13 protein-coding genes are annotated in these 11,965 nt (G+C 57.3%); 10 read left to right on the top strand and 3 right to left on the bottom strand.

Translation table 11 applies throughout. From position 1 onward, the window contains the following. Positions 1–472: 472 nt before the first annotated feature. The 4 genes from ACR0AU_RS18640 (at position 473) to ACR0AU_RS18625 (ending at position 4,366) form a co-directional block, all read left to right on the top strand. Positions 473–1,222, top strand: a complete 750-nt coding sequence (locus ACR0AU_RS18640) for a 5-oxoprolinase subunit B family protein (RefSeq protein ID WP_480796079.1) — start codon at positions 473–475, stop codon at positions 1,220–1,222. Then, complete coding sequence (locus ACR0AU_RS18635) at positions 1,219–2,214, top strand: 5-oxoprolinase subunit C family protein (RefSeq protein WP_170776386.1); 996 nt, start codon at positions 1,219–1,221, stop codon at positions 2,212–2,214. The genes ACR0AU_RS18640 and ACR0AU_RS18635 overlap by 4 nt, the downstream gene beginning before the upstream one ends. Positions 2,215–2,226: 12 nt before the next feature. Then, positions 2,227–2,988: a LamB/YcsF family protein gene (locus tag ACR0AU_RS18630; RefSeq protein WP_480796078.1), complete on the top strand. Its 762-nt coding sequence runs from the start codon at positions 2,227–2,229 to the stop codon at positions 2,986–2,988. Positions 2,989–3,118: 130 nt separating this feature from the next. Beyond that, entirely contained in the window at positions 3,119–4,366 is a 1,248-nt protein-coding gene (locus ACR0AU_RS18625; protein ID WP_480593253.1) for a hypothetical protein, read from the top strand. 66 nt (positions 4,367–4,432) lie between these two features. Here the strand turns inward: ACR0AU_RS18625 and ACR0AU_RS18620 are convergent, their stop codons facing one another. Both ACR0AU_RS18620 and ACR0AU_RS18615 read right to left on the bottom strand, forming a co-directional pair. Further along, positions 4,433–5,803 carry a D-alanyl-D-alanine carboxypeptidase family protein gene (locus ACR0AU_RS18620; RefSeq protein ID WP_170396050.1) on the bottom strand — a complete coding sequence of 457 codons (1,371 nt, stop codon included), beginning with the start codon at positions 5,801–5,803 and terminating at the stop codon, positions 4,433–4,435. A gap of 281 nt (positions 5,804–6,084) precedes the next feature. Further along, positions 6,085–6,786 (bottom strand): HAD family hydrolase, encoded by a 702-nt coding sequence (locus tag ACR0AU_RS18615; protein ID WP_480796077.1) that lies wholly within the window; start codon positions 6,784–6,786, stop codon positions 6,085–6,087. Between the two features lie 94 nt (positions 6,787–6,880). Between ACR0AU_RS18615 and clpS the strand changes: the two genes are divergently transcribed. The 4 genes from clpS to hemF are packed head-to-tail and all read left to right on the top strand — an operon-like array spanning position 6,881 to position 9,922. Continuing rightward, positions 6,881–7,222 carry an ATP-dependent Clp protease adapter ClpS gene (gene clpS / locus ACR0AU_RS18610; RefSeq protein WP_170396046.1) on the top strand — a complete coding sequence of 114 codons (342 nt, stop codon included), beginning with the start codon at positions 6,881–6,883 and terminating at the stop codon, positions 7,220–7,222. A 9-nt stretch (positions 7,223–7,231) separates the two neighbouring features. After that, complete coding sequence (locus ACR0AU_RS18605; protein WP_480796076.1) at positions 7,232–8,194, top strand: class I SAM-dependent methyltransferase; 963 nt, start codon at positions 7,232–7,234, stop codon at positions 8,192–8,194. Positions 8,195–8,231: 37 nt separating this feature from the next. Further along, positions 8,232–9,032, top strand: a complete 801-nt coding sequence (locus ACR0AU_RS18600) for an SDR family NAD(P)-dependent oxidoreductase (RefSeq protein ID WP_170408883.1) — start codon at positions 8,232–8,234, stop codon at positions 9,030–9,032. A 5-nt stretch (positions 9,033–9,037) separates the two neighbouring features. Further along, a complete protein-coding gene (gene hemF, locus ACR0AU_RS18595; protein WP_170664081.1) occupies positions 9,038–9,922 on the top strand; it encodes an oxygen-dependent coproporphyrinogen oxidase in 885 nt (294 codons plus the stop codon). A gap of 3 nt (positions 9,923–9,925) precedes the next feature. Here hemF and ACR0AU_RS18590 read toward each other — a convergent pair whose 3' ends face one another. Then, entirely contained in the window at positions 9,926–10,342 is a 417-nt protein-coding gene (locus ACR0AU_RS18590) for a hypothetical protein (RefSeq protein ID WP_170396038.1), read from the bottom strand. A gap of 188 nt (positions 10,343–10,530) precedes the next feature. Between ACR0AU_RS18590 and ACR0AU_RS18585 the strand changes: the two genes are divergently transcribed. Together ACR0AU_RS18585 and ACR0AU_RS18580 are read left to right on the top strand one after the other, a co-directional pair. After that, on the top strand, positions 10,531–11,043 hold the full coding sequence (locus ACR0AU_RS18585; protein WP_170396036.1) for a toxin-activating lysine-acyltransferase: 513 nt from the start codon (positions 10,531–10,533) through the stop codon (positions 11,041–11,043). Beyond that, the gene (locus tag ACR0AU_RS18580; RefSeq protein ID WP_170733632.1) at positions 11,040–11,963 is read left to right on the top strand and encodes a Hint domain-containing protein; all 924 of its coding nucleotides are present in this window, start codon (positions 11,040–11,042) and stop codon (positions 11,961–11,963) included. The genes ACR0AU_RS18585 and ACR0AU_RS18580 overlap by 4 nt, the downstream gene beginning before the upstream one ends. Positions 11,964–11,965: the final 2 nt, after the last annotated feature.

The following is an 11,965-nucleotide window of genomic DNA, read 5'->3' as shown; positions in this document are numbered from 1 at the left end:
AAAAACCTCAGATGCCCCCAGTCTCTCCCGAGCGTCTCCGCAGCTTCCACCGCGTCCCAGCACCTCAGCAGCGCCGGTGAAGGGCGTTCTATGCCTTACGCATTCAACGCGCAAGTGGAAAATTCAAGAATATCGCAAAAAACTTCAAATTCATTTTTTATACAATAATTTCAAATAGCTGAATGGAACTCACCTCATAGAAATCGGCGAAAATCATCCTTCAAGCACATCAGATATACCGCCTAGGTTTCAGTGCTTGTTGGTTCAAACCCAACATATAGTGAGAACACTACAGTCACCCACAAGACTATACCGACTCGACGGCAATCAGCGATTCATTTCCAATCCCGGAATCGCACCCGATATCGGCGCCGTCAGGCGCAATGCAAGTTGGTCTTACAGGGCCTTGCGCATTGTCTATGGATAGGCTCAGGTCTTTTCAAAGCAAACCCGATACGCCTGTGACCTTGATATGACGAATGACATTAAGTTTCCCTTGCTGCGAACCGTTGGATTTGACGGTCTGTTGGTGACCTTTGCGCAAACCATGTCCGAGCCGTCCAACCGCGCCGCCCTGGCGTTTCGGGGCGCAGTCGAGGCGCAGCAGATTGACGGCGTGCTTGAGACTTCGGCCTCGCTGGCATCTGCATTTATTAGGTTTGATCCATTAAGCCTGTCGCATCGGGACATCGAAGAGTTGCTGCGGGCTATGCTGGTCAGTCGCGATTGGTACGCTACATCGTTGCCTGCGGGGCGACGATTCTGGAAAGTGCCGACGGTCTACGGTTCCGATCTTGCGCCACAGCTAGAAGACGCGGCATTGGCAGCAGGGTTGTCACCAGCGGACGCCATTGATCGTCTCAGCCAATCGCGTGTGCGGGTTTTAACCATCGGATTTGCGCCGGGCCAACCTTATCTCGGGCCACTCGGACCCGAATTCAACATTCCACGCCTGAAAGAGCTGACGCCGATGGTACCTGAAGGGGCGTTGGTTTTGGCAATTTCGCAATTTGTCCTGTTCTCGGGGCCAACCCCAACCGGATGGCGTCATGTTGGACAAACCGCGTTTCGTTGCTTTCGTCCGGACATGGAGCAAAGTTTTGCCCTCAACCCCGGTGATGAGATGCAGTTCATCTCAGTCTCGCGCGAGGAGCTTGAGGATATCCGTACAACCTGCACTGATGGCTCTGGTGGTGCGAGTTGCGAGGAGATCACGACATGACGCTGATCGTCCATCGCATCGGCCCAGCTTGCACGGTTCAGGATCAAGGGCGCACCGGGTATCTGGATCAAGGCCTGTCGCGTTCGGGCGCCGCAGATATAGTTGCGCTTTATGAAGGGGCCGCGTTGCTTGGTAACACCCCAACGAGCGCCGCCCTCGAAATGGCGGGGATGGGTGGTGAGTTTGAGGCAACCGCACCAACCGCCATCGCGCTGACCGGCGCACCGATGCAGGCCAGTATCGATGGCAGCCCCGTCTTGTGGAATGCCTCGCATCAGATGGAGGCTGGGCAGCGGCTGGTAGTCGGGTCGGTGCTGCAGGGCAGTTACGGGTATCTGAATCTGGGTGGCGGGATCGGGACCGACATGACGCTGGGCTCACGCGCGGCCCATCTGACCGCAAGGATCGGGCGCGCCGTTCAAGCGGGTGATCACCTGCCTTCGACGGAAACCGGCAAGACCGGCCTGAAGCTGCGTTCGGAGGATCGGTTTTCAGGTGGGACGTTGCGGGTTGTGGCCAGCTTTCAAACTGCACTGTTCGATGACGAGACGCTGGCACGGTTTACGCAAACGACATTCCGCCGCGGCGCCCGAGCCAACCGGATGGGCATGCAGCTGGATAGTGAAGGTGACGGCTTCGCGGCCAAGGGTCAGTTGAACATACTGTCCGAAGTCATAACCCCCGGCGATATACAGATGACCGGCACCGGTGCGCCCTACATCCTACTGCCCGAGTGCCAGACCACCGGAGGTTACCCGCGCATCGCAACCGTTCTGCCCTGTGATCTGCCCCGCGCTGCACAGACCCCGGCGGGAGGCGAGGTGCGCTTCGAATTCGTAACACTAGAACAAGCCATCGCGCTGCAAGCCGCATTTAAGGCCGACCTTGCCCGCCTGCCCGCCCGTGTTGAACCATTGGTCCGCGATCCGCATGACATCCCGGACCTCCTGTCCTACCAACTGATCAGCGGAATGATCTCTGCCACCGAATAAGGAGTTATTGCGATGCCGAGCGTCGATCTGAATGCCGATATGGGCGAAAGCTTTGGCCCGTGGAAGATGGGTGACGATGAAAGCCTTCTGAAGATCATCACATCAGCCAATATCGCCTGTGGCTTTCATGCGGGTGACCCGGATGTGATGGCCAAGACCATGGCTCTGGCAGCCCGGAACGGTGTGGGCATCGGTGCGCATCCCGGTTTTCCTGACCTGCAGGGATTCGGGCGTCGAAACATGAAAGTGCCCCATGAGAGCTTGCGCAATCTGGTGCGTTATCAACTGGGATCGGCAATCGGCATGGCCAAGGCGGTGGGCACTGAAGTGCGCCATCTAAAGCTACATGGAGCGCTGGCCAATATGTGCTCGGTCGATATCGATATGGCGCGGGCCTGTTATCAGGGCGCATTGGACGTGGACCCGGACATCATCATCATGGTGCTGGCGGTAACCAAACAAGAAGAAGCGGTGCGCAAGCTGGACTGCAAATGGGTGGGCGAAATCTTCGCCGACCGTGCCTATAACGACGATGGCACTTTGGTGGATCGGTCACTGCCGGGAGCCGTGATCCATGATCCGGCGCTGGCCGGACCGCGCATTCTGAACATGGTGAAGGAAGGCGCCATCATCACCGAATCCGGCAAACGCCTTGAGACCTCAATCGATACGATCTGCCTGCATGGTGATGGCCCGACGGCAGTTCAGATCGCGCACTCGGTGCGCGAGAACCTGATCGCGGGCGGAGTCGAGGTCACAAAATTCATCCATTAGTTACAACAACGTAACTTTGGCACCCCATCTCCAAACTGTTGCCCATGCAGGCCTTAGCGCCTAGCATGCATGGCAAGTGCATGATCTGACTACCACAAATCCAAGCAACGCGCCGCAAGGAGGTGAGCCTATGTCTTTTGATCTGATGTCCTACCAGCCAAGGGGCGACAAGAAGAACTCGGACTTCTTCACCGAATATCTTCCCAGGATTTACGAGCGCCGCATCAGCTCGGGCATTGCGGATCAAGTCGGTGCGATGCGGGCCATTGTCATTCAGGTCGAGACAGATGCGCTGTTTGACACGCTGGTCGAGCTTTATGTGATGACCCCCTATCGCCACACCGCCAGCTATTTGGGACAGACACACAAGTTCTCGGTGATGCATTCACATGCCGATTATCCGGCGCTGATCCTGATGGCTCCGCTCAGCCCGGCATTCGAGGATTTCATCCCGCGTATCAATCGTATGTACCCGCTGGCGCGCGGTAAGCCGCAGACGCGATATGTAGGTGAGATTTACGGTGCCACCGACCTGAAGGCGCTGACTGGAACGCTGGAGGATCAGAATATTCGGTTCGAATATTCTGGGGACACCGAAAATCCGTTCTACACGCTGGAAGGATACCGCTTTACGACGCCATCGGATTTCACGTGCAATCGCGTCGGCTATTCCACGCTGGATTTCAACGACACAGACAGTCTGGGGTTAGGCGATCGTGTTTTGCTGAGCGATGTGGAACAAGCCAAGCTGGATCAGGCCGCTGCGTTTGGGATGGATAGCAAAATCGCACCCCTGATGCTGGGGATCGACCATCTGGCGACACGCATTCTGGCCGGGGAACGTGAGGACGCGATCCTCGAGTTTCTGACCATGGTGCCTTATTACTTCTGGGGGGCCTACAACATCTTCGACATGAACTCGTCGACCAATGTGAATCGCAATGCCAGTGTGGATGACGACAAGAAATCCCCTGCCAAGGTCTTTACTGCTAACAACACGCCGTCGTTCGTGAACTCTTTCGAGCAATTGCCGATGCCAACCGAGGATTTCGTGCGTAATTTCGGACGACGCTTGCACCACATGGCGGTTGAAATTCAGGACGGCGACCATGGCGCGGGTGAGAAAAATGTCGATTTCGTGGTCAACACTCTTAAAGACAAGGGCGTTCCGTTCCTGGCCCATGTGGTCGGGGAATGCAAAGATGATCCGAACCTGAAACAGATCTTCTCAAAGCACTCGAAACACACGCTGCTGATCACCGAATACATCGAACGTTGTCATCACTACGACGGTTTCTTCACCAAGGATAACGTTGCAGCCTTAACTGCGGCGGCCGGGCAAGATGAACAGTACAAGCACGGCCACGTCTTCGATTGATTTGCCATAAAAAATGGGCTGCGAGGTCATCGCAGCCCAGGCCCATCCAGGAGAGAATGCCGGGTCTTATGACGGCCCGATCATGAAACACGTGACATTGCGCGCCTGTAACCGACGACAGGCCAGATCAGCCTGCTCGCGGGTCATGCCCTGAAATGTCGCGTCAAACCCACGCGAGCTTTGGTTCACCTTACGCAAAGTGCCTTCCAAAGTGGTCATTTCCGACAGCGCAGTTTTCAACAGAACCTTCTCGGCCTCATACCGTGTGGTGTAGCGGCCAACATTGACGCCCCAAAGGTGACCGCCGGAAGTGGACAAGCGGGTCACAACTTCGGGTTCAGGCTCGGGCTGTTTGGCCGGTTCGACCGAGGCCAGCACAACGTTTTCGGAAGGCTTGGCGCCATCCGACGGTGCTATGTCTGCTGCTGCAATCGCAGCAGCGATACCGTCCTGAATCCGGGTGTTGTCTTTTTCAGCCGTTGCGGCGACCGACCCCGCGACCTGAACCGTTTCGCTCGCCACTGGGCGCAACACCGGGCGCAGGCTCTTTTTCGGCGGGCCCGCTTGGGCGACCACTTGTGCGCTACCCAGACCTGCATTCCCTGCATAGGCCGGGCGGGCGGGCTTACGGATTGGCGCACGCGAGGGGGCACGGCGGAAACCCATATCCAAAAGCTCGGCCACCCGGGCGTTGCGCGATGCACCTGATTTGCCACCGAAGACGGTCGCGATAATACGTTCATCCTTGCGCTTGGCCGAAGCAACCAGATTAAACCCTGCAGCGCGGGTATAGCCGGTCTTGATCCCATCGGCGCCTCGATAGGCTGCCAAAAGGCGGCGGTTGGTGTTCGGTACAGTCTTGATCCCGGCATTCGTCGATTGGCGCGAGAACAGGTTGTAGTACTGCGGATAGTCATACAGCAGGTGACGGCCCAGCGTGGTCATATCCCGCGCGGTCGACAAATGCCCCGACTCGGTCAGACCATGGGCATTCTTGAAGGTGGTCCGGCTCATCCCCATCGCCTTGGCGGTGCGGGTCATGCGACGAGCAAACGCCGCCTCGGACCCGCTGAGGGCGATGCCGATCGCGGTTGCCGCGTCATTGGCGGATTTCACCGCCGCCGCCCGGATCAGATAGCGAAACGCGATTCGCTGCCCAGTGCGCAAACCCAGCTTCGAGGGCGGCTCAGCCGCTGCAGCCTTGGTGATGCGCACCTGAGTGTCCAACGTGATCTCACCATTCCGCACGGCCTCAAACGCAATATACAGCGTCATCATCTTGGTCAGAGATGCCGGATGCAACCGCGTGTCGGCATTGCGGGAATGCAGCACTTCTCCGGTGCGTGCGTCGATCACCATGGCCGCGTAAGGGGCCGCCATGCCCTGAAGTGGTGCAAATGAAAGCAGCCACAGAAATGCTATAAGTAATAAGCCCATTCGGGCCGGAACTGTCCGCCGAATCTGCACGATCTTTGCCTCTGTCTGCCTCGCGCCGCCGGGTTTTCCCGGTCAGCAATTTTTATTTTGATATTCTTCAGGCTAACACAGGGACGGGTTTAAAGAAACTGAAAGCTGCGTTTGAGTGGATCATATACACGATCAGATTCACGCTACATATGGTGTTTCATGCGCGCCCGGACACCATACCGGCGATTGTGCCGAATTTCAGGCAAGCCGTGTCGTCGAATTTTTTGTGACTGATGTCAAACGGCAACAGGTCAGGAAATCCGATCAATCAAAGCTGAAAGATCACCCAAATCCTTCAACTCGCGGAACCGTGGGTTGGAAGTTGGGACCTCGGCCTGCTCGACCTCCCATACCAACCCGTGCGGGACATGCACGCCCCAGCACCCGGCTTCGATTGGGGCCACCACGTCAGAACGCATCGAGTTTCCGATCATCATCGAAGCGTCGGGTCCATCACCGTACTGGTCAAAAATCATCGCATAGGTCGCCGCCGTTTTTTCGCTCACGATCTCGACGCCATCGAACAGCTCACCCAATCCGGATTGCGCCAGCTTGCGCTCCTGGTCGATCAGGTCGCCCTTGGTGATCAGCAGAACCTTATGCGTCTTGGCCACCGCCTCGATGGCCTCGCGCGCATGGGGGAGCAGTTCGATGGGATGTGCCAGCATCTGCTGCCCCGCTTCAACAAGTTGGCGGATGACGCGCGCCGGTACGCGATCTTCCGTCACCTCAATCGCTGTCTCGATCATCGACAGGGTAAAGCCCTTGATGCCATACCCATAGTGCTGGATGTTGCGCTTTTCGGCGGCAAGTAGACGTTCCATCAGGTGATCGTGATCGGCGTGATCGGCCAGCAATTCGGCAAAATATGCCTGAGTCAGCTGGAAGAAACGCTCGTTATGCCAAAGGGTATCGTCTGCATCGAACCCGATTGTTGTCAGCTTGTCCCGCATCGCATTTCCGTCCGGTTGCTCTTTTCTCTGGCCACCGTGACGTTATATAAGCCGGGAAACAATTCGTAGTGTTAATCGAGATTCTCTTACAGCAATGCGCAAACACCAGTGGATCATGTCTGAAAAGGACGACGAAGACGACGACACGTCGGTCCTGGTGCAAACGCGCCCCAAGACCAAGCGGCCGCCGCTGTATAAGGTGTTGTTGCTGAATGACGATTACACGCCGATGGAGTTCGTGGTGCATGTGCTGGAACGGTTCTTCGGCATGACCCATGCGCAAGCGTTTGAAATCATGCTGACCGTCCACAAGAAAGGTGTCGCCGTGGTTGGCGTGTTCAGCCATGAGATTGCCGAGACAAAGGTCGGGCAAGTCATGGATTTCGCGCGCAGGCATCAGCACCCGCTGCAATGCACCATGGAACGCGAAGAATAACGCACGGCCATGTCCTCTCGCCTTGATCTAGCCTTGAACAGCGGGCTCAGCCTGTCGCAACCGCTGACTGTTTTGGCGCCTACCCCGGACCACGATTTGTCGGACCTTCCGCGCGAGGCGCAGATGGTGCAGCCGTTCAAACCGTTCCACGATCACTTTGCCACGCAGGGCTTTGTCGCAACGCCCAATAGTGACGCGCCTTGCCAGGATGCGGTCGTGTTTCTACCGCGCGCCAAGGCGCTGGCCCGGGCGCTGATCCATCAGGCCTGCAGCCGCGCCAGCGGGGTCATCGTGGTGGACGGGGCCAAAACCGATGGCGTCGACAGTTTGCTGAAAGACATCCGCAAGCGGGTCGCGATCGAGGGGCCAATCTCGAAGGCACATGGCAAGATTTTCTGGTTTCAGTCTGATGCGGACGCCTTTGCCGACTGGGCTGCGCCTGAAAACCAAATGGTTGACGGCTTCCATACCGCGCCCGGTGTGTTTTCCGCCGATGGTATCGATCCTGCCTCGGCCCTGCTGCTGAAGTCTCTGCCAACCAAGCGCGGCACGCGCATCGCTGATCTGGGTGCAGGTTGGGGCTTTCTGTCCGCAAAGCTGATCGACGACACCTTGCGCAGCCTGCATCTGGTTGAGGCCGACCACACCGCCCTTACTTGTGCCCGCGCCAACGTCACCGACCCCCGTGCGCAGTTCCACTGGGCCGACGCCACCAAATGGAGCACGCCCGAGCCGCTGGACATGGTGATCATGAATCCGCCCTTTCACACCTCGCGCAGCGCCGACCCGACATTGGGCCAGGGCTTTATCACCAGTGCGGCACGCAACCTCACCCGCAACGGTCAACTCTGGATGGTCGCCAATCGCCACCTGCCTTACGAGGCAACGCTGGCCGAGGCTTTCGCCCGTGTTGACGAAGTGGCAGGAGACAACCGCTTCAAGGTTTTCCATGCCTCTCGCCCTCGGGGCTGAGGCCCGCTAACCTGCGCCAGAACTCAGGAGGATTCGCATGTCCTTTTCCATCGCGGGCAAGACCGCAATCGTCACCGGGGGTGCCAACGGCATCGGACTGGCCATCGGACGGCACTTTGCCGATGCAGGCGCCAATGTCATGTTCGCCGATATGGATGAAAAGCGCCTGTCCGATGAGCTGGGCGAACAGGCGGATGACAGCAACATCCGTTATTTCGCCGGTGACCTGCGTGAAAAGCTGACCATAGCCAATCTGCTTTCGGCCACGCTGGATGCGTTTGATCAGGTTGATATCCTGATCAATGGTGCGCGGCAGGTGATCCCGTCGGACCCGCTGGACACCGATGACGATTCCGTGCGCACATTGCTGAACCAGAACCTGATGCCCGCGCTGCGACTGAGCCAACTAGTGGCTAAGCGATTTATCAAACAGGCTGATGGAGACGATGAGAACCCTGCCGGGTCAATCATCAACCTGTCCTCGATTGCCGCACGCCGCACCCATCCCGATCTGATGGCCTATTCCGTTTCGACCGCTGCGCTGGATCAGATGACCCGTTCGTTGGCGGTTGCACTTGCGCCCAGCCGCATTCGCGTAAACTCCATCGCACTAGGATCGGTCATGAGCGCCTCATTGCAGTCAACGCTGAAAGAAAACCGAGATTTCCGGGACGACATCGAAAAACATACTCCGCTTTCCCGGATTGCCGCTCCGAACGAACTGGTCGAAACCGCGCAATTTCTCGCGTCGGACGCTGCGGGCTTCATGACAGGCCAAATTCTAACCATTGACGGAGGCCGCACCCTGCTGGACCCTGTCGCAGCCCCGGCCCACTGATCCCAATGTTCGATAAAGAAAAAGCCACCGCCGCTGCCTGGTTCCGCCAGTTGCGAGATGACATCGTAACCGCCTTCGAAGCGTTGGAAGACAGCCACACCTCAGGCCCCTTCTCGGATTCTCAGCCGGGAAGGTTCGAAGTCAAAGAAACTAAACGGCAGTCTGACGATGGCTCCGACGCGGGCGGTGGGCTGATGTCGGTGATGCGCGGGGGCCGCGTGTTCGAGAAGGTGGGCGTTAATGTCTCAACCGTCTTTGGTACGCTGGGTGAGCGCGCGCAAAACGCGATGGCCGCGCGCAAGGGTATTCCGGGGATGAAGGACGACCCCCGGTTCTGGGCTTCGGGCATCAGCCTTGTGGCCCATATGCAGAACCCGCATGTGCCTGCGGTCCATATGAACACCCGGATGTTCTGGACCCCACATGCCTGGTGGTTCGGCGGCGGCTCCGACCTGAATCCCTGCATCGAATATGACGACGACACCGCCCATTTCCACGCCACCCAAAAAGCGCATCTCGACCCGCACGGACCCGGCCACTACCCGCGCCTCAAAGATTGGGCTGACGAGTATTTTTATATCCCCCACCGAAAGCGCGCTCGGGGTGTCGGCGGGATCTTCATGGATGACTATTGCACCGGCGACTGGCAGGCGGATTTTGCGCTGACGCAGGACATCGGTCGCGCCTTCCTGCCCGCCTTTCTGCCTCTGGTCGAAAAACGCCGGGTGCAAAGCTTTGACGACGCGGACAAAAACACCCAGCTGGTGCATCGTGGGCTCTATGCCGAATACAATCTGGTCTATGACCGGGGCACCAAGTTTGGTCTGGAAACCGGGCACGACCCCGATGCTGTTCTGATGAGTCTGCCGCCCTTGGCCAAATGGGTCTGACCGCTAAAACCCCATATCGATGGAATTATCAAAGCAGTAGTTTTGCGCCGAAGCGGCGGAAAGGTTCTCACCCACCCTGTTGACGGTCAAAGAATATCCCGGATTGGTATCCGCGCCGGGCGGTGGAGTTAGCGAAAACTGCACTGTGCGAACACCTTTCTCGTAAGCTTTGGAAACATAAATCCGCTGCGAGTTTGAAACTCCCAATGTGCGAACTGCATAATCCCCAATTCCACACCAATAGGTGACCGCGGCCGAGGACCCGCCGACGGGCTTCACTTCGTAGGTTCCATCCTTTAGCGGCGTGATCTGGGTTCTGAACTGCGGTCTTAGTTTATAGCCAAAACCAACGCCCTGAGACTGCGCAATGGTGGGGGCCAGTATGATGGCTGTCAGAGAGAGGCATGTAAGAAAACGCATATAAAACACCCTATGAAAAACGCGATCACGGCTGAGACGACGTGGGACCAACCAGCCTATACGAATCAATATAGTCAAACCGGGCCTCAGGTCTAACTCAACCCGTAACACATCAACTTGAGTGAAAATTCTTTCTTTGAATATGTGGTGCGCTATGATCTCTGCATCAGCAGTTTCCAGAGTGGCCCGTGGAAAAGTCATTTCCCAAAGACTGGTTCGATCTTTCCGGTGAAAAATACGCCGACTTCGGTGCGTTATTTTATCTGGCTGCCCTGACCAAAACGCATCGTAACCGCAGTTTGGCGCAGGTTCTCTATGCGTTCGAAACGCCGCTGAGATTGGGCCAGTATCACATCTTCCGCCAAAACGGCTTTCCGCGCGGATTCGTGACATTTGCCGGTCTCAGCCCGGAAGCCGAATATCGCTATGCGGTGGAGGAAGAGCCGCTGAGAGATGTCGATTTCGCCAGTGGCTCATCCTTCTGGATCATCGATATGGTGGCACCCTTCGGCCAAACTCGTCAGATCGTCGACATGCTGAAACGGGACATCCCGCACCCACGCGTGCGCACCAATCGCCTCAGCAGCGACCTATCCACAAAACGTATCGTCGAATGGACACGCGATGACCAGCAACAGGTGCATATGCGCCTTTACCGCGATGCCGAATTTGCCAGAACGCTCGAGCAGGAAAACGGATGACTTCGGTTGTAACCATATCGGGCGATATCACGGGCGACGTGACCGGCTTTCCTCCTAATGTCGCTTCGGGTGACCTCGATGTCACCGCAACATCGGATTTCGGAACCTTCACCGGGGCCACCTGGGCAATCTCCGATCAACCGGATTTTGGCACCGCCTCAATAGATGCGAACGGCACATGGACCTATACCGTCGACCCGGCCTTCTTCGATAGCCTCGATGACGGAGAAATCCAATTGGACTCGTTCGAGGTGACGGTCACCGCCAATTTCGCCAATGGTTTCTTCACCTTCAGTGGAACCCAGACCCAGATCATTGATATCACTATCGAAGGCGTTTGCTATACCGCAGGCACTCTGATTGAAACGGCGGAAGGCCAGCGCGCCATTGAGACCCTGCGCGTGGATGACGACGTGTTGACTGCCGATCACGGAATACAGCCGATCCGCTGGATCGAAAGCAGCCCCATGTCGCCCGAGCGGTTGCGCGCAAATCCTGCGATGCGCCCGGTGCGTGTGACCGCAGGCAGTCTGGGACCCGGTGTTCCATCCCGCGATTTGCTGGTGTCTCAACAGCATCGCCTCCTGATCAGCGGCCCCAAGGTCGAGATGCTGTTTGGCGCGCCCGAAGTGTTGGTCGCCGCCAAACATCTGTGCTCGTGGCCGGGAATAGATATTGATACCGGTGATGAGCCGGTCGAATACCTGCATATCCTGCTTGACAGGCACGAGATTTTGTTTGCCGAAGGAGCTCAGGCCGAAAGCCTGTTTCTGGGTGAAGAAACCCTCCACACGCTGTCTTCTGACGCGCTCCAGGAACTCGCCGAGATATTCCCCGAGCGCGCCTCGGACGAACATATCGGCTTCGGCCTTGCTGCGCGGCTGATCCTGCGCGAACATGAGGCGCGTGCGCTTGCCTAGGT

Source organism: Ruegeria sp. CG1, from assembly GCF_056537265.1.
The sequence above is the reverse complement of the archived record's forward strand: the minus strand, read 5'-3'. Positions and strand labels throughout refer to the sequence as shown.

Coding starts and splice junctions, on each gene's coding strand:
- ACR0AU_RS18615 (WP_480796077.1), bottom strand. CDS start 6,786: ATGCGGGACAAGCTGACAACAATCGGGTTCGATGCAGACGATACCCTT.
- ACR0AU_RS18580 (WP_170733632.1), top strand. CDS start 11,040: ATGACTTCGGTTGTAACCATATCGGGCGATATCACGGGCGACGTGACC.
- ACR0AU_RS18635 (WP_170776386.1), top strand. CDS start 1,219: ATGACGCTGATCGTCCATCGCATCGGCCCAGCTTGCACGGTTCAGGAT.
- ACR0AU_RS18620 (WP_170396050.1), bottom strand. CDS start 5,803: ATGGGCTTATTACTTATAGCATTTCTGTGGCTGCTTTCATTTGCACCA.
- ACR0AU_RS18600 (WP_170408883.1), top strand. CDS start 8,232: ATGTCCTTTTCCATCGCGGGCAAGACCGCAATCGTCACCGGGGGTGCC.
- ACR0AU_RS18605 (WP_480796076.1), top strand. CDS start 7,232: ATGTCCTCTCGCCTTGATCTAGCCTTGAACAGCGGGCTCAGCCTGTCG.
- ACR0AU_RS18625 (WP_480593253.1), top strand. CDS start 3,119: ATGTCTTTTGATCTGATGTCCTACCAGCCAAGGGGCGACAAGAAGAAC.
- clpS (WP_170396046.1), top strand. CDS start 6,881: ATGCGCAAACACCAGTGGATCATGTCTGAAAAGGACGACGAAGACGAC.
- hemF (WP_170664081.1), top strand. CDS start 9,038: ATGTTCGATAAAGAAAAAGCCACCGCCGCTGCCTGGTTCCGCCAGTTG.
- ACR0AU_RS18590 (WP_170396038.1), bottom strand. CDS start 10,342: ATGCGTTTTCTTACATGCCTCTCTCTGACAGCCATCATACTGGCCCCC.
- ACR0AU_RS18630 (WP_480796078.1), top strand. CDS start 2,227: ATGCCGAGCGTCGATCTGAATGCCGATATGGGCGAAAGCTTTGGCCCG.
- ACR0AU_RS18640 (WP_480796079.1), top strand. CDS start 473: ATGACGAATGACATTAAGTTTCCCTTGCTGCGAACCGTTGGATTTGAC.